Below are 23,569 nucleotides of genomic sequence, written 5' to 3'. Positions count from 1 at the left end.
GTTAATTATTATATTGCGTCACTTTAAAATTATTACCTACTAAAGAGTATGAAACTAAACAAAATTTTGGCCTTTCGATTGATGTTATCAATACTAATGATTGCAGGTTTCGCTAGTTGCAGTAAAAAATCTAGCTCCAAAAATGCATCAAGGGCTACCGGTTGGAATGTGGATGGTAAGAAAGGGTCAAACGCTAAAAAACAAGAAACTGGACCAGGTTTAGTTTTTGTTGAAGGTGGTACGTTTACAATGGGTAAAGTACAAGATGATGTAATGCATGATTGGAATAATACTCCAACGCAACAACACGTTCAGTCTTTTTATATGGACGAAACTGAAGTAACGAACTTCATGTATTTGGAATATTTAGATTGGTTAAAACAAGTATTTCCACCAACAGAAGAAAACTACAAAAATATCTATGAAGGAGCATCTCCAGATACTTTAGTTTGGAGAAATAGATTAGGATATAATGAAACAATGACTAATAATTACTTGAGACATCCATCTTATGCTAATTATCCTGTTGTGGGTGTGAACTGGATTCAAGCAGTAGAATTTAGCAAATGGAGAACAGATCGTGTAAATGAAGCTGTATTAGAAAAAAGTGGTTACTTAAAGAAAAATGCTAAAACACAGGATGTTAGTGCGGAAAGTTCATTTAGTACAGAAACATATTTAAATAGTCCTACATTAACCTATGGTGGTAATGAAGAAATTGTTTTGAAAGGTAAAAAAGGGGCAAGAAAAACGCCGAAAGCAGGGAAAGACGGAAAAGTAACTGAAGCAAAAAATGTATATGCACAACGTTCTTCTGGAATTATTCTTCCAGAATATAGACTTCCAACTGAAGCAGAATGGGAATATGCAGCAGCAGCAGATGTTGGGCAAAGAGAATACAATATTTACAAAGGACAGAAAAAATATCCTTGGTCTGGAGATTATACTCGTTCAGGGAAAAGACAAAGTAAAGGCGATCAATTAGCCAATTTCAAACAAGGAAATGGAGATTATGGTGGAATTGCAGGTTGGTCTGATGACGGTGCAGATATTACTAATGCAGTAAAAAGTTATCCGGCAAATGATTTTGGATTATATGATATGGCTGGAAATGTAGCCGAATGGGTTGCCGATGTTTATAGACCAATTATTGACAACGAATCTAATGATTTTAATTATTTTAGAGGAAATCTTTATACCAAGAATAAAATTGGTGCAGACGGGAAAGTTGAAATTGTGACGAAAGAAAATATGAAGTACGATACATTAAGTAACGGACGCATCATGGCTCGAAATTTTCCAGGTCAAATAGCTCAAGTTCCTGTTGATGAACAAGAGACTTATTTGAGACAGAATTTTGATAAAAGTGATAATGTCAATTACAGAGATGGTGATAAACAATCTACTAGATATTACAACTTTGGATCTGATTCTGAAACTGCCAAGCAAAAAGAGGAAAAAATCATGTACAATTCTCCTAAACACAATGTAACAACAGATAGTTTAGGGATGATGGTTAGAAAGTATGACAAATCAAGTAAAAGAACTACTTTGATAAACGATCAAGTAAGAGTTTATAAAGGTGGATCTTGGAGAGACAGAGCTTATTGGTTAGATCCGGCTCAAAGAAGATATTTTCCTCAAGATATGGCTACCGATTATATTGGATTTAGATGTGCCATGTCAAGAGTGGGACCTAAAGCTGATAAAAAGAAAACAGCAAGAAATTAATTTTTCATCAAATAATAATCAAAGCCCTTTCATTAGGGCTTTTTTTTTAAATCATTTTTAAATGGATATAGCCAGCATTCATAGGTTGTTTTTAAAGTGCAAATCAGTTTCGATTGATACCCGTAAAATTGAGTCGAATTCCTTTTTCGTTGCTATAAAAGGAGAGCGTTTTGATGCTAATACTTTCGCTAAAGAAGCACTGGAAAAAGGAGCTTCTTACGTGATAATTGATAATGAAGCCTATTATATTGACCACAGAACTATTTTGGTAGAAAACAGTTTAATTGCATTGCAAGAGTTAGCGAAGTTTCATCGCGCCTATCTTAAATTGCCTATAATTGCTCTTACAGGCAGTAATGGAAAAACTACAACGAAAGAACTTATTAATGTTGTTCTTTCTAAAAAATACAAAACAAAAGCCACTGTTGGAAATTTAAACAACCACATTGGCGTGCCTTTGACTTTACTTTCTTTTAATTCGGAGACAGAAATTGGAATTGTTGAAATGGGTGCAAATCACAAAAAGGAAATCGAATTTCTTTGTGAATTGGCAAAGCCAGACTATGGTTATATCACTAATTTTGGTAAAGCGCACTTGGAAGGATTTGGTGGTGTTGAGGGTGTTATTCAAGGTAAAAGTGAAATGTATCACTATCTTTCCGATAATGATAAAATGGCTTTTATAAACTTGGAAGATCCAATTCAGGTTGAAAAATCAAAAATGTTTAAATCATTTTCTTTTGGTATAAATAAAGAAAATGCGGATGTAAATATTACAAAAGTGACAGCAAATCCATTCGTGGTAATTAGTTATTCCGGGTTTACGATTTTATCTCATTTAATTGGTCTTTACAATGCTAATAATATAAATGCTGCCATCACAATTGGAAAGTATTTTAACGTGTCAGATATGTCAATTAAAGCGGCACTGGAAAGCTATGTTCCTGAAAATAACAGATCGCAATTATTGACATTGGGAACAAACCAGATTATTCTGGATGCATATAACGCGAATCCAAGCAGCATGATGGTTGCTATCGAGAACTTTAAACAATTAGACAATCCAAATAAGATTGTGATTTTGGGAGATATGTTTGAATTGGGAGAAGAAAGCCAACAGGAACATAAAACTATCGTAACAATGCTTTTAGATCAGATAAAAGTTAACTGTTACTTTATTGGAACTGAATTTTATGAGAATAAAGTTGCTAGAGATAATTTTCAGTTTTATGAAACATTTGATGCCTTTTCGGCTCATTTGAAAAACATGAAATTGGAGAACAAAACGATTTTGATTAAAGGTTCCAGGGGAATGGCATTAGAGAGAAGTTTGGATTTTTTATCTTAAATTGTATTGACAAAAAGAAGACATTGAAAAATGTTTTAATAATTATTATAGTTGTTATTTTTCAATTATGAAGTGGTCTTATTTATTTAAGTAATTTAACCACTGAATTTAGTAGCAGTTGAGATAGCTCTTTGTAGTAAGCGAAAAATTATATTTTTGAATTTCAAAGCCATCTTACGTTGTAAGATTGATAGTGAATTTTTAGCAAACAAAAATATAGTAATGGAAATGTGTGTGAAGGTTTTTGGGGAAGTAAACATCAATTTTATGAAAAAAATAATAACAACAGCACTTTTAGCAGTGTCCTTTTTTGCAATCGCTCAGCAAAAAAACAAAATAAGTCCGGTTCTCTTTTCTACAAAAGACCGAACGGTTACAGTTTATACTTCGGCGGATAATACGAATTTAAGATTGTCAAAAACAGATAATTTGCAATTCACGGATTTAAAACAACCACTTGAAACACAACTTTGTGTTTTTGTAAATCCAAGTAAAACCTTTCAGACATTTTTAGGGATTGGTGGTGCAATTACGGATGCAAGCGCAGAGGTTTTTGCAAAATTAACCAAAGAAAACCAACAAGAATTTTTAAATGCATATTACGATAAGGAAAAGGGAATAGGTTATTCACTGATTAGAACAAACATTCATAGTTGTGATTTTAGTTCGGGCAGTTACACTTACGTTGATGAAGGTGATGCGGCGTTAAGGAGTTTCAATATTTCCCATGACAAAGAATTTAGAATTCCACTAATTAAAAAAGCAATTGCTGCTGCAGACGGAAATGCTAACGTATTTGTGAGTCCATGGAGTCCACCTGCTTTTATGAAGGACACTAAAAAAATGCTTGAAGGCGGTAAATTATTGCCTGAATTTTATCAGTCCTGGGCAAATTACTATGTGAAATTCATTAACAGTTATCAAAAAGAGGGGATCCCTGTTTGGGGATTAACGATTCAAAATGAGCCAATGGCGAAGCAAACCTGGGAGTCCTGTATTTACACTGCCGAAGAAGAACGTGATTTCCTGAAAAATTATCTGGGGCCAACGTTAAAGAAAGCCGGACTTGGTGATAAAAAAATTACAGTTTGGGATCATAATAGAGATTTGCTGGCTCAAAGAGCGAGCACCATTTTAGATGATCCGCAAGCCAATAAATATGTTTGGGGAATTGGTTTCCATTGGTATGAAAACTGGAGCGGAGGAGACTCAATGTATGAAAATGTTGGTAAAGTAAATGAAATGTATCCAGACAAAAACTTACTTTTTACAGAAGGTTGCGTGGAGAAATTTGATTACAAAAAATTGCAGCTTTGGGCAAACGGTGAACGATATGGACAGTCAATGATTAACGATTTCAATAACGGAACTGTAGGATGGACTGATTGGAATGTTCTGTTGGATGAAAATGGAGGGCCAAACCATGTTGGTAATTTTTGTTTTGCTCCAATCCATGGTGATACTAGAACGGGAGAATTAGTCTACACGCCATCTTATTATTTCATAGGTCATTTCTCGAAATTTATTGGAAAAAGTGCAAAAAGAATCAGTAGTGTTTCCAGTCAAAGTTATTTATTAACTACTTCTTTTTTAAATAAAGATGGTAAAGCAATTACTGTTGTTATGAATAAAACGGATCGTAAATTGAAGTACTATTTATGCATTGGTACAAAAGCAACTGAGGTTTCTATCTTACCTCATGCTATCCAAACATTGGTGTATTAAACTTGAAGCTTATATCCATTATTTGAATTTTTATTAGTGTCTTTTTTTGGACTACTATTTCAAGACAGGAAAAATTGAACATAAAAAAACTCCTTAATTTCGTAAGGAGTTTTTTGTGGGCGATGAGGGGTTCGAACCCCCGACCCCCTCGGTGTAAACGAGGTGCTCTGAACCAGCTGAGCTAATCGCCCTAACACAATTTAGTCATTTTCATTTCCTTATTGCGAGTGCAAATATAAGCCACTTTTCTGGATTTGCAAGTAAAAAACAAAAAAAATTATAAAATTTCTGCAACTAGAAAGGTGCTTCCGCCAACATAGATAAAATCTGATTTTGATGCATTTTGTTTTGCGTCGCTGTAAGCTTCTGAAACCGAATTGTATAATTCCCCAATAAGTCCAAATTCCAAAGCTTTTTGCTGTAAAATGGCCACGTCTAAACCTCGAAAAATATTCGGTTTGCAGAAATAATAAATTGCATTTTTTGGGAATAAGGGTAAAATCTCCTCTAAATCTTTGTCGTTAACCACGCCAAATACTATATGTAACTTATCGAATTTTTCTTTTCGAACTTGATTGAGAACAATTTCCAAGCCGTTTTTATTATGCGCTGTGTCGCAAATAATTTTAGGTAATTCACCTAATTGTTGCCATCTGCCTAAAAGTCCCGTGTTTTTTACAACATTCAATAAACCAAATTTGATATTTTTCTCACTGATTTTAAATTCGTTTTGACTGTTTAAAATGCTAATAGTCTGTAAAACTGTTTTTTTATTGTGGACCTGGTAATCACCAATTAGATCACAAGAATAGTTTTCTGAAATCAAATCGGAAGCAAAATATATTTTCGATTGACTTTCTTTGGCTTTAGCTAAAAAAACAGGTTTCGTTTCAGAGGTATATTCTCCTATAACCACGGGAATGGTTGGTTTTACAATGCCTGCTTTTTCAAAAGCAATCAATTCAAGTGTATTTCCTAGAAATTGTGTATGATCTAATCCAATATTGGTAATCACGGATATAAGCGGCGTAATAACATTGGTGGCATCTAATCTGCCGCCCATTCCAACTTCGATGATGGCAATGTCTACTATTTCTTTTGCAAAATAATCGAACGCCAACCCAACGGTCATTTCGAAAAAACTCATGTCGTTTGCTTCAAAAAAAGATTTGTGTTTATTGATGAAATCAGTAACAAATTCTTCAGTAATATCAAATCCGTTAATTTTAATTCGCTCCCTGAAATCTTTTAAATGGGGAGACGTATACAAACCAACTTTATAGCCCGCTTCCTGAAGAATGGATGCCAGCATATGAGAGGTGGAACCTTTTCCGTTTGTTCCCGCTACATGCATGCATTTTATTTTTTCTTGTGGATTACCGAGATGTTGTACTAGTAAATGAGTGTTGGTTAAATCTTTTTTATAAGCCGAAGCGCCCTGAAGTTGGTACATCGGGAGTTGCTTAAACATCCAATCTATAGTTTCTTGATAGTTCATTTTTTTATAAAATTGCTGTGCATTAAAATATTTTTCGATTTTTTTAGTTTAATATTACATCGAAAAGTATCTTTAGTGCAAAATTGATATAATTTTTAGAATTAATGAGTAAAAAATAATAATAATATATGTTTAGTTTTATACAATTACAGGCCGATACCATTGCCAATGCTGCTTCAAACGTAGTTATCGAAAAAATTGCCCCAAATACCGAAATCTCTGTTTTGGAATTTATTTTAAAAGGCGGGTTCTTCTTAATTCCAATTTCAATCCTATTATTTTATACTTTTTATTTGATTATAGAACGTACTTTATACATTAATAAAGCGTCTAAAATTGATCATCGATTGATGTTAGACGTACGAGACAATTTAAATTCCGGTAATTTAGAATTAGCAAGATCAATTGCCGAGAGGAGCAACAACTCTTCTGGTAATATTATTAAAGAAGGAATTCTTGTAATTGGCAGGCCTATTGCCGAGATTGAATCTAATATGGATCGCGCTGCCGATATCGAAATTGGAGAAATGGAGAAACATTTGGGTCAATTAGGACTTATTGCAGGAATTGCGCCTACGTTAGGATTTATTGGAACAATTTCAGGAGTAATTAAAATATTTTACAGTATTTCCGTTACCGAGAATATCAGTATTGGTAATATTTCAGGAGGTTTATATGAAAAAATGATCAGTAGTGGATCTGGGTTGTTAGTTGGTATCATTGCTTACAGTGCCTACCATTTATTAAACGGAAAGATTGATAATTTCGCATTGAAAGTTCAAAAACAGATATTAGAGTTTGTAAACATAATTCAAAGAAGCTAAGATGTCCATTAAACGAAAAAGAAGATTTCATGCCGAAGTGGCTACTTCGTCATTGAGCGATATTATGTTTTTCTTGTTGTTGTTTTTTCTAATTATATCCACTTTGGCTAATCCAAATGTTATTAAAATGACATTGCCAAAAGCTAAATCCAATGAGAAAACCAACAAACAATATATTAGTTTATCAGTTACAGAAGATAAAAAATTCTACATCGATAAGCAGGCTGTCACTTTTGAAGCGTTAGAAACAACGCTTATGTCTAAAATGAACAGCGGGAAAGATCAAACGGTTATTGTAAGAATCCCATTCAATTTACAAGTGCAAGATTTAGTTGATGTTTTGCAAATTGGAGTGCGGAATAATTTGAAGTTTGTGATTGCTACAAGTCCCAAGTAAATGTCATTGCGAGTTTTTACGAAGTATCTAAATTATCTGGGCGTGACCGCAATAGAAAAAGGGGCTAATCAGCATAAAGTTGATTAGCCCCTTTTTCTATTGCGGTCGGGCTATCCGCAGTACTTCGGTACTTGCTCCTATCCCTCACGCAAATTCGTAACCCATCAATTTCTGGGGCAGTCATTGCGAGGAACAAAGCAATCACAGTTGTTGCTTTCGTCGTTATGTGATTGCTTCGTTCCTCGCAATGACATGAAAAACGAAAAAGCGGTGCTCCTAATTATTTTAATTCAAATTGAAGTTGTAAACAATTTTTCCTACCTGTTTTTCTGGGGCATCACTGCTAGCGTCCCATTTGGTATTCATGGCAGCTATTTTTGCCTGTTCTAATAAACAACTTGCCGTGTTGGTTGTTCCTTTTATTCCTGCAACAGCACTTATGGTTCTACCGTTTCGGTCTACGGATACTTCTACTACCACTTTTCCTTGTTCGTTACAAGTATATTTTGGTGCAGGTTTAGAAACTGCTTTCCGGTTTCCTAAAGAGTAACCAGTACCACCACCAGATCCGCTTCCTGATCCTCCGCCACTTCCTGAACCATATCCGCTACCGGTTCCTATTCCGTTTCCAGTACCATTTCCGCCTCCTGTTCCACCGCCAGATCCTCCGGTTCCATAATAGCCATTAGAGCTCAAACTTCCGTTTGCTTTTCCTTTGTTTCCTGCTGTTTTGTCATTACCATCTCCTCCTTTATTAGAACCTTTTAGAATGCTAGATAAGGCGTCATTTGTATTACTGGAAACTTTAGGTTTTACTACAACTGGTTTTATTTCCTGTTTTATAACCACGGTAGGTTTTTTCGTCTTTTCTTTGGTTGGGATTACTACGCTTTCTTCAGTGGTGTTTTCTTGTGATAAGATGGCTTCCTCAGGAGTCGATTTTGTAGCTATTTGTTTGGTTTGGTTTTTTACTTGTAAAACTTCACTTTTATAATTTGCTCCTGAACCTAAATCACTATCACCAAAATTTACGGTAACGCCTCCGCCACCTCCGCCACCTGCTAATTCAGCCATGTTGGCTGGAGGCCAAAATCTAATGAAAAATAAAATTAACAGCAAAGTCGCATATAAAAGGAATGATATTGCTAATGATTTCTTTTGATCTGAAGAAATGGTGGAACTCATCGGTATTTTAATATTTTAAAAGTGTATGTATAAAAAACGTTGAAATGTACTAAAAATTGCCAACAGAGAAAAGGTAATCTATTGTTAAAATTAATATTGCTGTTTAAGGTATAAAAAAACTCGGATTAAACAGATTAGAGAATCTGTTTAATCCGAGTTGGAATAGGTATTAAAATTATTGTGTTTTTGTCTTTAAGTCAATTGCTTTAAGGCAATTTCAAAGGCAGTAGCACTAATATTTGTTTTTGATGGATTTAATTGATGCGCTTTTTCGATTGCATTTTTAATAGTAGCCGAAGTGTCCTGAAAGATTGCTTCATCCGTCATTTGTACTTTCTTTTCCATAAAATAAGCAAAAACTCTAGCCATTCCACAGTTAGAAATAAAATCAGGAATCAAACTTACTTTGTGATCCACATCTTCCATAATTGGACCAAAAAAGATTTCTTTGTCTGCAAATGGAACATTGGCACCACAAGAAATTACTTCAAGACCATTAGCAATTAAGCTGTCAATTTGAGATTGAGCAACTAAACGGGAAGCGGCACAAGGAGTGAATATTTCAGCACCTATTGTCCATATTTTTTGATTGATTTCTTCAAAAGGAATTATATTCTCTGCAACCAGTTTGTTTCCGTCTTTGGCAAGGAATAATGATCTTATCTCTTCGAAAGTAAAACCTTCTTCCTTGATTAATCCACCATCTCTATCAATTATACCAATTACTTTTGCTCCCATTTCGGCTAAATAAAAAGCTGCTGCAGAACCTACATTTCCAAAACCTTGAACAATGGCTTTCTTTCCTTTTACATCACCACCATAAATAGTGTAATAATTACGAACGGCTTCGGCAACGCCATAACCGGTAATCATATCGGCAATAGTATATTTTCTAGAGACGTCTGGCGAGAATTTCGGGTTTTCGATTACTTTAACCACACCTTGACGCAATTGACCAATTCTATTGATTTTGTCTGCTTCTGTAGGTTTAAAATGACCATTAAAAACACCTTCTTGCGGATGCCAAACACCACATTCTTCCGTCATTGGAATTACTTCGTGAATTTCATCAACATTTAAATCGCCACCCGTTCCGTAATAACTTTTCAATAATGGAGAAACTGCTTTATACCAACGTTGTAAAACGCCTTTTTTTCTTGGATCATTTGGATCAAAATTAATTCCAGATTTAGCACCACCAATAGCAGGCCCTGAAACCGAAAATTTCACTTCCATTGTTTTTGCCAATGACAAAACCTCATTCATATCCAATCCTTTTCTCATACGAGTTCCACCACCGGCAGCACCACCGCGAAGGGAGTTGATGACAGTCCATCCTTCAGCTTCTGTTTCGGGATCTTTCCAGTTAAAAATGATTTCGGGTTCCTTATTTTCGAATTTCTTTAATAAATCTTTCATTTATTGCGATATGTTTAATTTTGACAAATATAAAAAATAGTATAATGCGAAATCTGTATTTGAAATATTATTTTAAAGAATCTAAATTTAAGAGTAATTGTGAATTATTTTGTGAAACGATCTAAAATAAAAGCGATAAATATTCCAAAAGAATAGGCCACTAAGTCAATCAAAAGGAATCCTTGTCCCAAAACATAGTGTCCTATTACTGTATTTCGAATTGTAGTAATCCAATCTGCTTGATAAAGTTGTGAAAATTCAATTGCAAAACAAATGCTTATAGCGATCAACGCAGCTTTGTGTTTTGACGTTTTTAAAAACAATAGTCTTATGATAAAATAAATCATTATGGCATATAAAATGTCACCAACACACAAAGGGACAATTGGAATTTGTCTGGAAAAAATCCCCAATAAGATGATTGTTAAGATTGTAATGAGATAGTGAATTCTTTTGTTTTTCATACGGTGAAAATAACTCCAGAACTGTGATCTTTTTGTGCCCCGGTTACACTTCGCAATACATTGACTTCTCCTCGTAATTTTAATACACCAAGCAAAGCAAATATTAATGCTTCTTTGAATTCCAATATTTTATTTGACGGAATTATAATTTTTATTTCCGGTAAATAGGATTGAATACGTTCTATAAGAAAATCATTGTATGCCCCACCACCAGTTATAAATAGGTTTCCTTTTTTAGTAGGCAGAGCCGATGCAATTTGAAACGCAACGTGTTCTGTGAAAGTTCGTAGCTTGTCTGTTGTCGAAATTTTATACGTGTCAATTATGGGTAATACGACCTCTTTTACAAATTCGAAGCCCAATGATTTTGGATGTTTTTTTTGATAAAAATCCAGATCGTTTAATTCGTTTAATAAATTTTCATTTATACTCCCAGTACTCGTTTTTTGTCCTTTATCGTCATACGCTAAACCCAGTTCATTTGCGTAAAAATTCAAAACTGTATTTACTGGAGAGATATCGAAAGCAATTCGTTCACCATTTTCTTCGAATGAAATATTTGAAAAACCGCCCAAATTCATACAATAGTCATATTCAGGAAATAATATTTTATCGCCAATAGGAACTAAAGGCGCGCCTTGTCCTCCCAATTGAACATCCTGAACTCTAAAATCACACACTACTGTTTGATGAATCAATGCGGAGATTTCTGGTAAATTGCCTATTTGAAGTGTAAAACCTTTCTGCGGTTGGTGTAAAATGGTATGACCATGCGAGCAAACGGCATCGATGTTTTCGATATTATACTTTTTAATGAAATTAGAGATGGTCGTGGCGAGAAGTTCGGTGTACTTTTGGTTTAAATCATCTAATTCGTTTATGGAGAAGTCCACAGCCATTTTTAGACTAGTAAGCCATTCTGAACTATAGCTAATAGTTTCACTTTCAATTATTTCGAAAGCCCATTCTTGACTCTCTACTCTAAATTGAATATGAGCCAAATCAATTCCATCCAGCGAAGTTCCTGACATTACTCCTATAACGTTATAGTTTTCTGTTTCCATATCCCAAATTTACGAATCAGAATTGATAAATTCACAAGAAAAAAGTATCTTTGGCTACTTTTTTTAAGTAATTCACAACTTTTTTATTTTATATAATTATGGATTTTAATCTAACCGAAGAGCAGTTAATGATTCAACAAGCCGCTAGAGATTTTGCTCAAAACGAATTGTTGCCGGGAGTAATTGAAAGAGATGAACACTCAAAATTTCCTACAGAGCAAGTTAAGCAAATGGCAGAACTTGGTTTTCTAGGAATGATGGTTGATCCTAAATATGGTGGTTCAGGACTGGATAGCGTTTCTTATATTTTGGCAGTTACTGAAATTGCAAAAATTGATGCCTCTGCGGCAGTTATTATGTCAGTAAATAACTCGTTGGTTTGTGCGGGAATAGAGAAATATTGCAATGTAGAACAAAAACTTAAATATTTAGTTCCTCTTGCCAAAGGGGAAGTTATTGGAGCTTTTTGTTTGTCGGAACCAGAAGCGGGATCTGATGCTACTTCACAAAAAACGACTGCAATTGATAAAGGAGATCATTACTTATTAAATGGTACCAAAAACTGGATTACTAACGGATCGTCTGCATCTACTTATATCGTAATTGCTCAAACTGACGTTGAAAAAGGACATAAAGGAATCAATGCTTTTATAGTGGAGAAAGGTTGGGCTGGTTTTGATATTGGTCTAAAAGAAAAGAAAATGGGAATTCGCGGGTCTGATACGCATTCTTTAATGTTTACCGATGTTAAAGTGCCTAAAGAAAACCGAATAGGAGCAGATGGATTTGGATTTAATTTCGCCATGAGCGTATTAAACGGAGGAAGAATAGGTATTGCTTCTCAAGCATTGGGTATAGCTACAGGTGCTTATGAATTGGCTTTGAAATATTCTCAAGAGCGTAAAGCTTTTGGAAAAGAAATTTTCAAACACCAAGCGATTGCTTTTAAACTAGCGGATATGGCGACTCAAATTATGGCTGCTAAAATGTTATGTTTTAAAGCTGCATCCGAAAAAGATTTAGGAATGGATATTTCTCAATCAGGAGCAATGGCCAAGTTATTTGCTTCTCAAACAGCTATGGACACGACTATTGAGGCCGTACAGATTCATGGTGGAAACGGTTATGTAGCCGAATATCATGTGGAACGTATGATGCGTGATGCTAAAATTACTCAGATTTATGAAGGTACTTCAGAGATTCAACGTATTGTAATTTCAAGAACGTTGATTTCTTAGATAAAATTTTATAGCTATTAAAACCCTTTCCAATTTCGATTGGAAAGGGTTTTGTTTTTTAAGTCGTTTTTTTAATACATTTACTCAAAGATTTACTTTTATGTATGAAGATTTAAAATATTGGTATTTACGCGATCACAAATTGTTTCGGACTTTAAGTTTCGGACAAATCAGACAATTGTGTATTATTACAGGTTTTAAAAAAGCAAATAAGGGGGAGATCATTTATTTTTCCTCGTCGGATGTGCCTCGAATTTTTTTGCTTAAAAAAGGAAATATTAAAATCGTAGCTGTTGATGAAGACGGAAACGAAACGATAAAAGATATTATTCAAAAAGGAGATTTATTTGGGGAACTTACTTTAGAAACAGATGATCAGACTAATGAATATGCAAAAGTCCTTTCAGATGATGTGGCAATTTGTAGCTTTCTACTATCTGATTTCGAAGATTTGTTATTGCGAAACCCTAGCTTGGCCTTGTCCTATACTAAATTTGTAGGATTGAAGATGAAGCGCATCAAAAACAGTTATTCTAATTTGATTTCAAAAGATGCTAAAACTAGATTGTTTCAGTTTCTAAAAGATTGGGCAGAGAAAGAAGGAAAGCGAGTGGAAAATGAAGTGGTTATCGAGAATTATCTTACTCAAACTGATATTGCTCAAATTATTTGTACATCAAGACAAACTGCTACTCAACTGCTGAATGAAATGGAAACAAATGGAATACTTCTTTACAATCGAAAAGAAATCGTTATTTTGGATGTAACAAAACTTTAATTACAACTATTTCGTATCTATTGTAAACTAGCTGACAAATGGTTTTTCTGGTTCTAAATACCTTTGGTAAAGAAATTTCAGAGAACCATTTAAATTCAATTACAATGAAAAAACAAATCATCTGTCTGCTTATCAGTTTTATTTCGTTAACAGGATTTTCTCAAAACGAAAGTACACGAATAAAACAGTTCAATTTAGAAAGAAATATCGCCATTAAAGGGTATGATCCTGTGGCTTATTTTAAACAAGGAAAAGCGGTGAAAGGAAAAAAAGAATTAACTTCAACCTTTGAAGGAGTTATTTATAATTTTTCTTCGGCGACAAATAAGGAGTTGTTTCTAAAAAATCAATCAGCTTATGAGCCTCAATATGGGGGTTGGTGTGCTTTTGCGATGGGAGATTCAGGTGAAAAAGTGGATATAAATCCAGAGACGTTCAAAATTATTGAAGGGAAATTATATCTTTTTTATAACGCTTATTTCAATAATACATTGAAAAGTTGGAATAAAAATCAGTTAGGTTTAAAGTCAAAGGCTGATGCAAATTGGAAAAAAATAATTCAATAAATTAGTAGTATGAAATCATCATTATTTACTTGGTTACTGCGTCTTGTTGTTGCCGTGATTTTATTGCAGACCTTATATTTTAAATTTACGGGTGCAGCGGAAAGTATTTATATTTTCAAAACTTTAGGGATGGAACCTTACGGTCGTATAGGCTCCGGTATTGCGGAACTAATTGCTTCCATTTTAATAGTAATACCCAGAACCACTCTACTTGGTGCATTACTTGGACTTGGAGTAATGATTGGTGCAATTATGTCACATTTGTTAGTTTTAGGAATTGAAGTGCAAAACGATGGTGGAACACTTTTCACCCTAGCGATAATCACCTTTCTGTGCTGTTCTATTTTAGTTTATCAAAATAGGAGTAAAACACCAAATTTGTTTAAATTAAATTTTTAATATGCTTATACCTTCCATAAATAATAGCTTAAACGGACTGGTCGATTTACTTAACCAGCTGTCTAATTCAGAGTATTATAACCCTTGTGCTTCCCTGAGTAATTCCTCTATAGGCGAACACACCAGGCATATTATAGAAATGTTTCAATGTCTTGAAGCGAATTATGAGGCGGGCATTGTAAACTATGATAACCGAAAAAGAAATATTGCAATTCAAACAGATACTGAATTTGCAATAAGTCAAATTAGAATTATCCAAGATTCTTTGGAAAAACAAAATAAAAAAATAGAACTGCAGCAAATTATTGATGGTGAGGAAATCCGTATTGATAGTAATTACTTCCGGGAATTGCTTTATAATTTAGAACACTGTATTCATCATCAGGCATTGATAAAGGTAGCCGTTTTGCAAAACGCAACAATTATTGTCGATGAAAATTTTGGTGTAGCCCGTTCCACAATCGAATATAGAAAACAATGTGTACAGTAAGTTTTGTAAATGTCAACGGTAAAATTATCATTACCTCAAATCGAGATGAAAAAGTAATACGTCCAAGTGCAATTCCTCCAAAAGATTATACCATTAACGGTAAAAATATCATTTTTCCAAAAGATCCAAAAGCTGGGGGAACTTGGTTTGTGGTAGATGCTGACGGAACTGTTTTGGTATTGTTAAACGGCGCAGAAGAAAAACACAAGGTTCAACTTCCGTACCGAAAAAGTCGGGGTTTGATTGTTTTGGATATTATAAGTAGTGCTTCACCAAAGGATTTCTGGCAGGAAATTGATTTAGAAGATATCGAACCCTTTACGCTGATTTTATTTCAAAATAATGAACTTTTTCAGTTGCGTTGGAATGGAAATCAAAAAGAAACCAAATCACTTGACATAAATAAAAATCATGTTTGGTCTTCTTCGACTTTATATCCGAAAGAAATTCGGGATAAACGTTCGAACTGGTTTTATACTTTTTTGGAAACAAATCCACAGATTTCAGAAGAAGAAATCCTTGGTTTTCATCGCTATACTGAAGAAGAAAATCAGGAAAACGGTTTGGTAATTAATCGAAATGAAGAAATGAAAACCTTAAGTATCACTCAATCTATAATCGAAAAAAATAAAGTTGCTATATTGCATTATGATTTAATTCATCAGAAAGAATATACGACCTCTTTTATTACTATTTAAAAAAATGGAAATTGACATAAGTTATGGCGAATAGGCGAATAAAATTACTCTTTCATAAAATTACCCACTGGGAATATTGGCCTTTCCAGATTGTTTACATTCCAATTTACTTTCTTTGGTCCTATTATTCTATTAAGGCAAAATCGATTTTTTTCTTTAATGCTTCTAATCCCACTATTAAAAATGGGGGATTTATGATGGAATCCAAAAAAGCAATTTATGATTTGATTCCGCAACAATTCTATCCAAAAACAGAGTTGATAAATGAAAGAACTTCACTAGAGACCATTTTAAAAATCATGGAATTTTCAGGAATAAAATATCCGTTGATTGCAAAACCGGATATAGGTTTACGTGGTTCGGGAGTTAAAAAAATCAATACTATTCAGGACTTGGAATTGTATGCCCATAAAGCAAATTTTGATTATGTTATCCAAGATTTGATTCCTTACGAAAACGAAATCGGCATTTTTTATGTGCGTTATCCTGATGAAAAATCGGGCAGAATTACAGGGATAGTTTCTAAAGAATTTCTAATTATTACCGGAGATGGCAATTCTACAATTGAAGAACTAATCAAAGAAAATCCGCGATACGAATTGCAATTGGAAGTATTAAAAAAGGAATACGGAAAAAAATTACTTGACATTCTTCCAAAAGATAAAAAACTGAATCTGGTCCCGTACGGGAATCACGCACGTGGAGCAAAATTTATAGATGGAAGCCATTGGATAACGCCAAAATTGACAAAAATTATTAATGAAATGTGTTTGCAGATTCCGGGTTTTTATTTTGGAAGATTGGATGTGATGTATGCTACTTTAGAAGACTTGGAACAAGGAAAAAACTTCTCTATTGTTGAATTGAATGGAGCGGCTAGCGAACCCACTCATATTTACGATCCAAAACATTCTTTATTGTTTGCGTGGAAAGAACTGGCACGACATATTACTTACATGTTCGAAATTAGTGTTCACAATCATAAAAATGGCATTCCATATTTGACTCACAAAGTGGGTATGCAAGAATATCGTTTGCATATAGAGCAAAGTAATAAGATTGTAAATTTTTAATGAAATGAAAGTAATAAAAAATATTTTTGTTGGTTTTTTAGTGAGCTTTATCGGCTCTATACCGCTTGGATATTTAAACATTATTGGCTTTGAAATTTATTCGAAATTTGGAATTAAGGACTTAATTTTCTATTTATTGGGGGTGATTTCTGTTGAGGTTTTTGTGATTTATTTTACTTTAATTTTTGCTGAAAAATTGGTAAATAATAAAAAACTCATGAAAGCAGTTGATTATTTTGCCATTATATTCTTGCTAATTCTGGGCTATTCTTTTTATGCTCATTCTAATCAATCAGCGGCAAATCATGATGATTTAGAAAAATATATTACCTATTCACCTTATCTTATTGGATTGGTTTTAAATTGCGTTAACTTTCTTCAATTGCCTTTTTGGACGGGTTGGAATCTTTATTTGATGAATGGGAACTATATTGCAATCGAAAATAAACTTAAATATTATTACGTTGCAGGAACCTTGATAGGAACATTTGTGGGAATGTTAGCGTTAGTTTTAATTTTAAATACACTATCGCAAAACACTACTTTTTTTTCTAAATATGTAATGTCAGTTATTATTCCTTTATTTTTCATAGTTTTAGCTTTTATTCAAATGTATAAAGTCTATAAAAAATATTATAAAAGATAATATTGGAATTTAAAAGTTCCATTAAAAATGTAATAAAGAATAAATATCCAATTATGAAAAAAATACTTCTATTAGTTCCTTTCGTTTTCTTTGGTTGTAAACAAACTTCAACCATACTGTCTGATTCTTTAAAAAATAAATCACAAACTCCATTAGGAATAAATTACAAGGTCAAAGAAACCGCAGTTGCGGAAACTTTGAAATACCTTTCTTCCGATGAATTAGAAGGCAGAGAAACCGGAACTAAAGGAATGGAGAAAGCGGCAGATTATTTGGAACAATTTTTCAAGAACAATAATGTAAAGCCTTATTTTAAAAGTTACCGCGACACTTTGACGGATTACAAAGTCCCGGCCTATAATATTGTTGGCTATGTCGAAGGAACAGATCCTATTCTAAAAAAGGAGTTCATAATTATTAGCGGACATTACGACCATATCGGAATTGATAAAAAAGGAGTGAATGGTGATTTCATTAACAATGGTGCCAATGATGACGCGTCTGGAACAACCGCTGTGGCTGAAATGGCTAAATATTTCAGTGTTTCTAAATCGAATAAAAGAAGCGTGCTTTTTGTGTTCTTCGTAGGAGAGGAAAAAGGTTTGTTGGGTTCGAAACATTTGGCCAAAAAACTAAAAGCGCAAAATTTTAATTTATATGCGCAATTTAATATCGAGATGATTGGTGTACCAATGAAACGAGATTTTCTTGCGTATATTACTGGTTTTGATAAGTCGAATATGGCCAGTAAAATAAATGAATATACTGGAAAAAAATCCATTGGTTTCCTCCCAAAAGAAGCGGAATATCAATTGTTTTATCGATCTGATAATTATTCTTTTTATGAGGTTTTTAAGGTTCCTTGTCAGTCAATAAGTACTTTCGATTTTGAAAATTTCCAATATTATCACCATGTTTCTGATGAGTTTAAAGCCATGGATATTCCTCACATGACTTCATTCATTCAGGAATTACTGCCAGCTGTAACGCAAATGGCTAGTTCCCCAACACATGAAATTATTATGGTTAAATAAATCTGCTTAGGAAACGGGTTGGCTCATATCGTACGCCAAAACAAAATAGTTGTTATTGTTGAATTGAAAATCGGAAATGATATTCCATTTTAATTTTTCGGTATGGGCTTTTGTTGAAGGAATATTGGTTTTGTTGATAAATGTCAGACTCAAAGGATATTTTTTAACCATGTGAATTCTCATGAATTCAAAAAATAATTTGATTAATCCTTTTCCGCGATATTCCTTAGCAATGCAAATAGGTCCGTACTGAAAACTGTTAGTTGTTGTTATATCAAAATCTAAAAAGCTAAGTTTAGGAAATAGTGCAGTCATATGAGTGAAAATTGGCCATTGATTGAAGAAGTTCCAACTCCCGCCAAAAATATAAGCGATGATGTTGTTATCGTCTTTAGCAATAAATAATCCTTCTTGTCCTATAATTTCGGTTAGTTGCTCTATGGTGAAACGAGTAGTAACAAATCCTGATTCTTTTTCTTCTTCAGAAAGATTAGAAACTAGATATAATTCTTGCAATGCTACTATTCCATCGATGTCATGTAATTTCGCTACTTCATATTGTATGTTCTCAATCATTTTCAATGGTTTTAGATGCAATTATTTTTCAAAACAAATTTAAGGGAAATTATAAGAATCCTAAATTATATCGCGGAAATAATCCGTGGTGTAAAAGATGTTTTACTGACGTTTTTGTTTATTTTTGCTATATGAAAAATATCATTGTAACAGGTACGAGTAGGGGAATAGGATTTGAGTTGGCAATGCAATTTGCTAATGCTGGACATCAGGTTTTAGCCATTTCCAGAAAAATACCACAAGAATTAATTGATAACGAAAACATCACTTGTCTTTCAGTGGATTTATCAAGTGAATCCGATTTAGAAAAAGTAGAATCTTTTCTTTCTTCTTCTTGGAAAAAAATTGATGCGATTGTTCATAATGCAGGCAGTCTATTATTGAAATCATTTTCAGAAACCACTCAGGAAGATTTTGAAAGTATTTATAAAGTAAATGTTTTTGGAGTTGCAAATTTGACAAGAACTTGTTTGCCCTACTTGTTAAAAGGAAGTCATGTGGTTACCATAAGTTCTATGGGTGGGATTCAAGGAAGTTTAAAGTTTGCAGGACTTTCAGCTTATAGTTCCAGTAAAGGAGCGGTAATTACCTTATCTGAATTATTAGCCGAAGAGTATAAAGAGCGTGGAATTTCTTTCAATGTTTTGGCCTTAGGTTCTGTTCAAACGGAAATGTTAGCAGAAGCTTTTCCAGGTTATCAAGCACCAATATCAGCAAGTGAAATGGCCGATTATATTTATGATTTCACTTTGACTGGGAATAAATATTTCAACGGGAAAGTATTGCAGGTTTCATCTACGAATCCGTAATTTATATTTATAATTCCTAATTGTTATGAGCGAAACACTTTCACGATATATACCCGAACATGCCGTAAAACCCGTTTTTGAACTTATTGTTGCCAATCAAGTGCATCTCAAGATTGTAAATGAAAGACAAACACGTCATGGCGATTATCGAAAAGGCTTGAGTGGTAAACACGAAATAACAGTCAATTCAAACCTGAATAAATACAAGTTTCTAATTACGCTGATACATGAAATTTCGCATTTGGTGGCTTTTGAGAAGTTTGGAAGAAACATTAAACCGCATGGTAATGAATGGAAGTATTCTTTCCAAAGGTTAATGATTCCGTACATTCGTCCGGAGATCTTCCCTAATCATTTATTGCCTTTGTTAGCGAGACATTTCAAAAATCCAACCGCCAGTAGCGATACTGATGCCACATTAGCCTTGGCATTGAAACAATTTGACCAGCAAAATGATAAAAATTATGTGTTTGAGATTCCTTACGGCAGTGTTTTCCGAATCCAAAACGGGAAAATATTTAAGAAAATAGCGGTAAGAACTAAGCGTTTTGAATGTCTAGAAGTTAGCTCTGGCAAGACCTATCTTTTTAATCCAAATGCTGAGGTGGAATTGTTGAAATCCAGTTAAATTTGAAATTGTTTATTCTTTCAAATAAGCTTCTCTGACTTTTTTGAATAAATTAGAAGAATAAACAAAGTCAACTACCGCTTGATTGTCAGTTCTGAAAATTTCTTCTTTGGTTCCTTCCCAGGCTTTTAGACCATTTTCAAGAAATAAAATTTTCTCGCCAATTTCCATTACTGAGTTCATATCATGCGTATTTATGACCGTAGTAATATTGTATTCTTCAGTGATTTCTTTGATAAGATTATCTATCAATATTGCTGTATTCGGGTCTAAACCGGAATTAGGTTCGTCACAAAAGAGATATTTTGGATTGTTTACAATAGCTCGTGCTATAGCAACACGTTTTTGCATTCCACCAGATATTTGAGAAGGTAATTTATTATGAGCATCTTCTAGATCAACTCTTTTTAGAACTAAGTCGACTCTCTGCTGAATTTTTATTCCACGCTCCTGGGTAAACATTTTTAAAGGGAAACCCACATTTTCAGCAACAGTCATCGAATCAAACAAAGCACTTCCTTGAAATACCATACCTATTTCAGTTCTTAGATCTCTTTTTTCATCAAGAGTTAAGTCAGAATATATTCGGCCATCAAAAGAAATTGTTCCGGAGTCAGGGGTGTGAATTCCTAATAAACTCTTTAACAATACTGTTTTTCCAGAACCACTTTGCCCAATTATTAAATTTGTTTTACCAGTTTCAAAAACAGTGCATATGCCCTTAAGAACTGGAACGCCGCCAAATGATTTTTCTATGTTTTTTACTTCTATCATTAGGTTAATAGTAATTGAGTTAAAATATAATTCACTAAAATAATAGTTACCGATGTCCATACAAATGCAACCGTGCTGGCTTTCCCAACTTCAAGTGCACCACCTTTCATATTAAAACCATGGAATGAAGGAATTGTTGCTAAAAGTAAACCGAAAATAAAAGTTTTTATGAAAGCATAAGCAATGTGGAATGGCATGAAATCACGTTGAAGTCCATCGACAAAATCAGTGCTGTCACCAAATCCTCCATAAACGCTGGCCATGTAACCGCCAACGATACCTAAAAACATGGATATTCCTATCAAGAATGGGTATAATAGTAATGCAATTAATTTGGGAAAAACTAAATAATTCAATGAGTTTACACCCATTACTTCTAATGCATCAATTTGTTCCGTAACGCGCATGGTTCCAATACTGGAAGTAATGAAGGAGCCCATTTTTCCAGCCATAATTATCGAAATAAAGGTAGGGGCAAACTCTAAAATAACGGATTGTCTTGTGGCATATCCGATAAGATATTTTGGAATCAATGGATTGGTTAAGTTCAAAGCAGTCTGAATGGCTACAACACCTCCAACAAAAAAGGAAATGAAAGCAACAATTCCAAGAGAACCAATAATTAAATCGTCTATTTCCTTGAAGATAAGACCTCTCATTACAGACCATTTAGTTGGTTTGTTGAAAATTTCTTTCCACATCAAAAAATATCTTCCAATTTGTGATAAATAACGAATGAGCATCATAGTTTTTGAAATATTGGCTAAATTACGAAAATAGTTAGGAGTTATAAGTTGTCAGTTAATAGTTTCGTTAGAAAAGTTTGTCTTTCATTTTCTGCAAACGATAGTTTCTGATAAATTTTGCTTGTTCTGGAGTTACTAACAAAGGTGTTTTTGCTGATTTTGCTTTAGTAAACCCTTTTAAATAATCTAGAAAGAGCAAAGGCTTCTTTTTCAACATTGCCAGTTTTGCCGAGGCAATTGCAGTGATTAAAAACCCGTAACCCAATGTGTAAAAAGCTTCTCCTTGTTTATAACGTGCTATCTTATTATAGTTAGCTCCAGTTGGTTTTAGGTGTTTTACGATTAATGAAGACTCTGTAACTACTTTCCATCCATAGAATTTTGAGAGTAATTCATCAACGGTATCCCAGCCCATTGCCGGTTTTAAGTTTCCTATTTGTTGAAAGCATGCTTTTCGATAGGCTTTAAAAGCACCTCGAATATGATCTTTATCGGTTAGATTTTCCAGAATCCATTGCCCGTTTTTCTCAATGTAGGCAAATCCACCTGCCATTCCTATAGTTGCATCTTTTTCGAAAATGTTTAAAATAGTCTCGAAATAATTAGTCGGTAAAATTAAGTCAGCGTCCAGCTTTACTATGATATCATAATTTTCGTCTAAGGTTTCAAAACCTTTATGAAAAGCTTGAATTACTTTGCTTCCGGGTAAATGAATCGCTTCAGAAGTTTTATTTACCAAGGTAATAAACGGATTTTCTTTGGCGAAAGCCATTACTATTTCGGCAGTTTTATCAGTGGAATTGTCATTAACTACTACTACTTTTTTTGGTGGAATAGTTTGAGAAAGCAATGATTGTAGTGTCAAGGCAATAAACGCTTCTTCGTTATGAGCTGGAATAACAATATAGTAGTTCATTATTTTATTTTTTCAGCGTAAACGATATAATACCTGTCAGTAAATTTTCGTAATAGGGGACGAATACCAAACTTCTTAACCGGATTAGTCCATTTTTCTCTGTCGATAATTTTCCAACCTGTTTTGTCCAAAAGCCAATCGAGTTGCCAATCTTCAAATTCATGATAATGCCTGTCCCACATATCCGTTTTGCTGCGATAAGCAGGTGAAAACCACAAACGCATAGGAATAGAGATAAAAAGTTTATCTGATTGTATTTCTTTTAAAATTGTGTACGGATTGAGTAAATGTTCGAAAATTTCGAAAGCAGTAACAGCAGCTGTTTTTTCTGATTGAAATACTTCTTGATTGTTATCTAAGTCTTCTCCGGTAGTATTTTTAACAGTGAAGCCCTCTGCCTTCATAATTTTAGAAAATGGATTTTCAACTCCTAAATCTAAAATGGTATCAGTTGTAGAGATATGTTTTTTTAAAAATTCTAAAGTGTGTTTGAATCTTTTATTTGGAAACGTTTTTTCGTACATTTTTTTATTTTTTAACAAC

26 protein-coding genes and 1 tRNA gene are annotated in these 23,569 nt (G+C 33.7%); 16 read left to right on the top strand and 11 right to left on the bottom strand.

All coding sequences use genetic code 11. The features are described from left to right. The first annotated feature begins 48 nt into the window (after positions 1-48). From gldJ to IWX84_RS04165, 3 genes are all read left to right on the top strand, one after another. The gene (gene gldJ, locus IWX84_RS04175) at positions 49-1,731 is read left to right on the top strand and encodes a gliding motility lipoprotein GldJ (RefSeq protein WP_196849487.1); all 1,683 of its coding nucleotides are present in this window, start codon (positions 49-51) and stop codon (positions 1,729-1,731) included. A 61-nt stretch (positions 1,732-1,792) separates the two neighbouring features. Then, the gene (locus tag IWX84_RS04170; protein ID WP_196849486.1) at positions 1,793-3,079 is read left to right on the top strand and encodes a UDP-N-acetylmuramoyl-tripeptide--D-alanyl-D-alanine ligase; all 1,287 of its coding nucleotides are present in this window, start codon (positions 1,793-1,795) and stop codon (positions 3,077-3,079) included. Between the two features lie 267 nt (positions 3,080-3,346). Beyond that, a complete protein-coding gene (locus tag IWX84_RS04165) occupies positions 3,347-4,804 on the top strand; it encodes a glycoside hydrolase family 30 protein (protein ID WP_196849485.1) in 1,458 nt (485 codons plus the stop codon). Positions 4,805-4,920: 116 nt separating this feature from the next. On the opposite strand, the gene IWX84_RS04160 is transcribed toward IWX84_RS04165, so the two are convergent. Together IWX84_RS04160 and IWX84_RS04155 are read right to left on the bottom strand one after the other, a co-directional pair. Further along, positions 4,921-4,995 (bottom strand) — tRNA-Val (locus IWX84_RS04160). Positions 4,996-5,081: 86 nt separating this feature from the next. Beyond that, positions 5,082-6,302, bottom strand: a complete 1,221-nt coding sequence (locus tag IWX84_RS04155; RefSeq protein ID WP_196849484.1) for a bifunctional folylpolyglutamate synthase/dihydrofolate synthase — start codon at positions 6,300-6,302, stop codon at positions 5,082-5,084. Positions 6,303-6,430: 128 nt separating this feature from the next. On the opposite strand from IWX84_RS04155, the gene IWX84_RS04150 reads away from it, so the two are divergent. Both IWX84_RS04150 and IWX84_RS04145 read left to right on the top strand, forming a co-directional pair. Next, on the top strand, positions 6,431-7,126 hold the full coding sequence (locus IWX84_RS04150) for a MotA/TolQ/ExbB proton channel family protein (protein ID WP_196849483.1): 696 nt from the start codon (positions 6,431-6,433) through the stop codon (positions 7,124-7,126). 1 nt (position 7,127) lies between these two features. After that, complete coding sequence (locus tag IWX84_RS04145; RefSeq protein ID WP_196849482.1) at positions 7,128-7,523, top strand: ExbD/TolR family protein; 396 nt, start codon at positions 7,128-7,130, stop codon at positions 7,521-7,523. A gap of 285 nt (positions 7,524-7,808) precedes the next feature. Here the strand turns inward: IWX84_RS04145 and IWX84_RS04140 are convergent, their stop codons facing one another. The 4 genes from IWX84_RS04140 to IWX84_RS04125 form a co-directional block, all read right to left on the bottom strand. After that, a complete protein-coding gene (locus tag IWX84_RS04140; RefSeq protein WP_196849481.1) occupies positions 7,809-8,708 on the bottom strand; it encodes an energy transducer TonB in 900 nt (299 codons plus the stop codon). 192 nt (positions 8,709-8,900) lie between these two features. Beyond that, positions 8,901-10,127 (bottom strand): Glu/Leu/Phe/Val dehydrogenase dimerization domain-containing protein, encoded by a 1,227-nt coding sequence (locus tag IWX84_RS04135; RefSeq protein WP_196849480.1) that lies wholly within the window; start codon positions 10,125-10,127, stop codon positions 8,901-8,903. Between the two features lie 104 nt (positions 10,128-10,231). Continuing rightward, positions 10,232-10,591 carry a DUF2809 domain-containing protein gene (locus IWX84_RS04130; RefSeq protein ID WP_196849479.1) on the bottom strand — a complete coding sequence of 120 codons (360 nt, stop codon included), beginning with the start codon at positions 10,589-10,591 and terminating at the stop codon, positions 10,232-10,234. After that, on the bottom strand, positions 10,588-11,655 hold the full coding sequence (locus IWX84_RS04125) for an anhydro-N-acetylmuramic acid kinase (protein ID WP_196849478.1): 1,068 nt from the start codon (positions 11,653-11,655) through the stop codon (positions 10,588-10,590). The genes IWX84_RS04130 and IWX84_RS04125 overlap by 4 nt, the downstream gene beginning before the upstream one ends. Before the next feature lie 98 nt (positions 11,656-11,753). On the opposite strand from IWX84_RS04125, the gene IWX84_RS04120 reads away from it, so the two are divergent. From IWX84_RS04120 to IWX84_RS04080, 9 genes are all read left to right on the top strand, one after another. After that, positions 11,754-12,893, top strand: a complete 1,140-nt coding sequence (locus IWX84_RS04120; RefSeq protein WP_196849477.1) for an acyl-CoA dehydrogenase family protein — start codon at positions 11,754-11,756, stop codon at positions 12,891-12,893. A 100-nt stretch (positions 12,894-12,993) separates the two neighbouring features. Next, positions 12,994-13,671, top strand: coding sequence for a Crp/Fnr family transcriptional regulator (locus IWX84_RS04115; RefSeq protein WP_196849476.1), 678 nt, complete (start codon positions 12,994-12,996; stop codon positions 13,669-13,671). A gap of 104 nt (positions 13,672-13,775) precedes the next feature. Beyond that, the gene (locus tag IWX84_RS04110) at positions 13,776-14,237 is read left to right on the top strand and encodes a YHS domain-containing (seleno)protein (RefSeq protein ID WP_196849475.1); all 462 of its coding nucleotides are present in this window, start codon (positions 13,776-13,778) and stop codon (positions 14,235-14,237) included. 9 nt (positions 14,238-14,246) lie between these two features. Then, the gene (locus IWX84_RS04105) at positions 14,247-14,636 is read left to right on the top strand and encodes a DoxX family protein (RefSeq protein ID WP_196849474.1); all 390 of its coding nucleotides are present in this window, start codon (positions 14,247-14,249) and stop codon (positions 14,634-14,636) included. Between the two features lies 1 nt (position 14,637). Next, positions 14,638-15,126, top strand: coding sequence for a DinB family protein (locus IWX84_RS04100; protein ID WP_196849473.1), 489 nt, complete (start codon positions 14,638-14,640; stop codon positions 15,124-15,126). Then, entirely contained in the window at positions 15,114-15,824 is a 711-nt protein-coding gene (locus IWX84_RS04095) for an NRDE family protein (RefSeq protein WP_196849472.1), read from the top strand. Before IWX84_RS04100 ends, IWX84_RS04095 begins: the two co-directional genes overlap by 13 nt. A 194-nt stretch (positions 15,825-16,018) precedes the next feature. Beyond that, the gene (locus IWX84_RS04090; protein ID WP_317192104.1) at positions 16,019-16,897 is read left to right on the top strand and encodes a D-alanine--D-alanine ligase; all 879 of its coding nucleotides are present in this window, start codon (positions 16,019-16,021) and stop codon (positions 16,895-16,897) included. Positions 16,898-16,901: 4 nt separating this feature from the next. Beyond that, entirely contained in the window at positions 16,902-17,543 is a 642-nt protein-coding gene (locus IWX84_RS04085) for a hypothetical protein (RefSeq protein WP_196849470.1), read from the top strand. Positions 17,544-17,596: 53 nt separating this feature from the next. Then, positions 17,597-18,577, top strand: coding sequence for a M28 family peptidase (locus tag IWX84_RS04080; RefSeq protein WP_196849469.1), 981 nt, complete (start codon positions 17,597-17,599; stop codon positions 18,575-18,577). Between the two features lie 6 nt (positions 18,578-18,583). On the opposite strand, the gene IWX84_RS04075 is transcribed toward IWX84_RS04080, so the two are convergent. Next, positions 18,584-19,153 carry a GNAT family acetyltransferase gene (locus IWX84_RS04075; protein WP_196849468.1) on the bottom strand — a complete coding sequence of 190 codons (570 nt, stop codon included), beginning with the start codon at positions 19,151-19,153 and terminating at the stop codon, positions 18,584-18,586. Between the two features lie 131 nt (positions 19,154-19,284). On the opposite strand from IWX84_RS04075, the gene IWX84_RS04070 reads away from it, so the two are divergent. Both IWX84_RS04070 and IWX84_RS04065 read left to right on the top strand, forming a co-directional pair. Further along, positions 19,285-19,962 (top strand): SDR family NAD(P)-dependent oxidoreductase, encoded by a 678-nt coding sequence (locus IWX84_RS04070; RefSeq protein WP_196849467.1) that lies wholly within the window; start codon positions 19,285-19,287, stop codon positions 19,960-19,962. Between the two features lie 25 nt (positions 19,963-19,987). Then, positions 19,988-20,590, top strand: coding sequence for a SprT-like domain-containing protein (locus tag IWX84_RS04065; RefSeq protein WP_196849466.1), 603 nt, complete (start codon positions 19,988-19,990; stop codon positions 20,588-20,590). Between the two features lie 12 nt (positions 20,591-20,602). Here the strand turns inward: IWX84_RS04065 and IWX84_RS04060 are convergent, their stop codons facing one another. The 4 genes from IWX84_RS04060 to IWX84_RS04045 all read right to left on the bottom strand — a co-directional run bounded on the left by IWX84_RS04060 (position 20,603) and on the right by IWX84_RS04045 (position 23,550). Then, a complete protein-coding gene (locus IWX84_RS04060) occupies positions 20,603-21,364 on the bottom strand; it encodes an ABC transporter ATP-binding protein (protein ID WP_196849465.1) in 762 nt (253 codons plus the stop codon). Continuing rightward, positions 21,364-22,110, bottom strand: coding sequence for an MlaE family ABC transporter permease (locus IWX84_RS04055; protein WP_231385409.1), 747 nt, complete (start codon positions 22,108-22,110; stop codon positions 21,364-21,366). The genes IWX84_RS04060 and IWX84_RS04055 overlap by 1 nt, the downstream gene beginning before the upstream one ends. Before the next feature lie 67 nt (positions 22,111-22,177). Next, entirely contained in the window at positions 22,178-23,026 is an 849-nt protein-coding gene (locus tag IWX84_RS04050) for a glycosyltransferase (protein ID WP_196849464.1), read from the bottom strand. Beyond that, entirely contained in the window at positions 23,026-23,550 is a 525-nt protein-coding gene (locus IWX84_RS04045) for a methyltransferase (protein WP_196849463.1), read from the bottom strand. The genes IWX84_RS04050 and IWX84_RS04045 overlap by 1 nt, the downstream gene beginning before the upstream one ends. Between the last annotated feature and the right edge of the window lie 19 nt (positions 23,551-23,569).

The organism is Flavobacterium sp. CG_9.10, assembly GCF_015752245.1.
In the GTDB taxonomy this organism is placed as follows: Bacteria; Bacteroidota; Bacteroidia; order Flavobacteriales; family Flavobacteriaceae; genus Flavobacterium.
Note: the sequence above shows the minus strand (reverse complement) of the source record. Positions and strands in the feature narration are given on the sequence as shown.

Bases quoted from the DNA above. Each gene is read 5' to 3' on its own strand.
- IWX84_RS04080 (WP_196849469.1), top strand. From the start codon at position 17,597: ATGAAAAAAATACTTCTATTAGTTCCTTTCGTTTTCTTTGGTTGTAAA.
- IWX84_RS04140 (WP_196849481.1), bottom strand. From the start codon at position 8,708: ATGAGTTCCACCATTTCTTCAGATCAAAAGAAATCATTAGCAATATCA.
- IWX84_RS04145 (WP_196849482.1), top strand. From the start codon at position 7,128: ATGTCCATTAAACGAAAAAGAAGATTTCATGCCGAAGTGGCTACTTCG.
- IWX84_RS04085 (WP_196849470.1), top strand. From the start codon at position 16,902: ATGAAAGTAATAAAAAATATTTTTGTTGGTTTTTTAGTGAGCTTTATC.
- IWX84_RS04060 (WP_196849465.1), bottom strand. From the start codon at position 21,364: ATGATAGAAGTAAAAAACATAGAAAAATCATTTGGCGGCGTTCCAGTT.
- IWX84_RS04130 (WP_196849479.1), bottom strand. From the start codon at position 10,591: ATGAAAAACAAAAGAATTCACTATCTCATTACAATCTTAACAATCATC.
- IWX84_RS04170 (WP_196849486.1), top strand. From the start codon at position 1,793: ATGGATATAGCCAGCATTCATAGGTTGTTTTTAAAGTGCAAATCAGTT.
- IWX84_RS04090 (WP_317192104.1), top strand. From the start codon at position 16,019: ATGATGGAATCCAAAAAAGCAATTTATGATTTGATTCCGCAACAATTC.
- IWX84_RS04120 (WP_196849477.1), top strand. From the start codon at position 11,754: ATGGATTTTAATCTAACCGAAGAGCAGTTAATGATTCAACAAGCCGCT.
- IWX84_RS04155 (WP_196849484.1), bottom strand. From the start codon at position 6,302: ATGAACTATCAAGAAACTATAGATTGGATGTTTAAGCAACTCCCGATG.
- IWX84_RS04150 (WP_196849483.1), top strand. From the start codon at position 6,431: ATGTTTAGTTTTATACAATTACAGGCCGATACCATTGCCAATGCTGCT.
- gldJ (WP_196849487.1), top strand. From the start codon at position 49: ATGAAACTAAACAAAATTTTGGCCTTTCGATTGATGTTATCAATACTA.
- IWX84_RS04095 (WP_196849472.1), top strand. From the start codon at position 15,114: ATGTGTACAGTAAGTTTTGTAAATGTCAACGGTAAAATTATCATTACC.
- IWX84_RS04165 (WP_196849485.1), top strand. From the start codon at position 3,347: ATGAAAAAAATAATAACAACAGCACTTTTAGCAGTGTCCTTTTTTGCA.
- IWX84_RS04050 (WP_196849464.1), bottom strand. From the start codon at position 23,026: ATGAACTACTATATTGTTATTCCAGCTCATAACGAAGAAGCGTTTATT.
- IWX84_RS04110 (WP_196849475.1), top strand. From the start codon at position 13,776: ATGAAAAAACAAATCATCTGTCTGCTTATCAGTTTTATTTCGTTAACA.
- IWX84_RS04075 (WP_196849468.1), bottom strand. From the start codon at position 19,153: ATGATTGAGAACATACAATATGAAGTAGCGAAATTACATGACATCGAT.
- IWX84_RS04070 (WP_196849467.1), top strand. From the start codon at position 19,285: ATGAAAAATATCATTGTAACAGGTACGAGTAGGGGAATAGGATTTGAG.
- IWX84_RS04065 (WP_196849466.1), top strand. From the start codon at position 19,988: ATGAGCGAAACACTTTCACGATATATACCCGAACATGCCGTAAAACCC.
- IWX84_RS04125 (WP_196849478.1), bottom strand. From the start codon at position 11,655: ATGGAAACAGAAAACTATAACGTTATAGGAGTAATGTCAGGAACTTCG.
- IWX84_RS04105 (WP_196849474.1), top strand. From the start codon at position 14,247: ATGAAATCATCATTATTTACTTGGTTACTGCGTCTTGTTGTTGCCGTG.
- IWX84_RS04100 (WP_196849473.1), top strand. From the start codon at position 14,638: ATGCTTATACCTTCCATAAATAATAGCTTAAACGGACTGGTCGATTTA.
- IWX84_RS04115 (WP_196849476.1), top strand. From the start codon at position 12,994: ATGTATGAAGATTTAAAATATTGGTATTTACGCGATCACAAATTGTTT.
- IWX84_RS04055 (WP_231385409.1), bottom strand. From the start codon at position 22,110: ATGATGCTCATTCGTTATTTATCACAAATTGGAAGATATTTTTTGATG.
- IWX84_RS04045 (WP_196849463.1), bottom strand. From the start codon at position 23,550: ATGTACGAAAAAACGTTTCCAAATAAAAGATTCAAACACACTTTAGAA.
- IWX84_RS04135 (WP_196849480.1), bottom strand. From the start codon at position 10,127: ATGAAAGATTTATTAAAGAAATTCGAAAATAAGGAACCCGAAATCATT.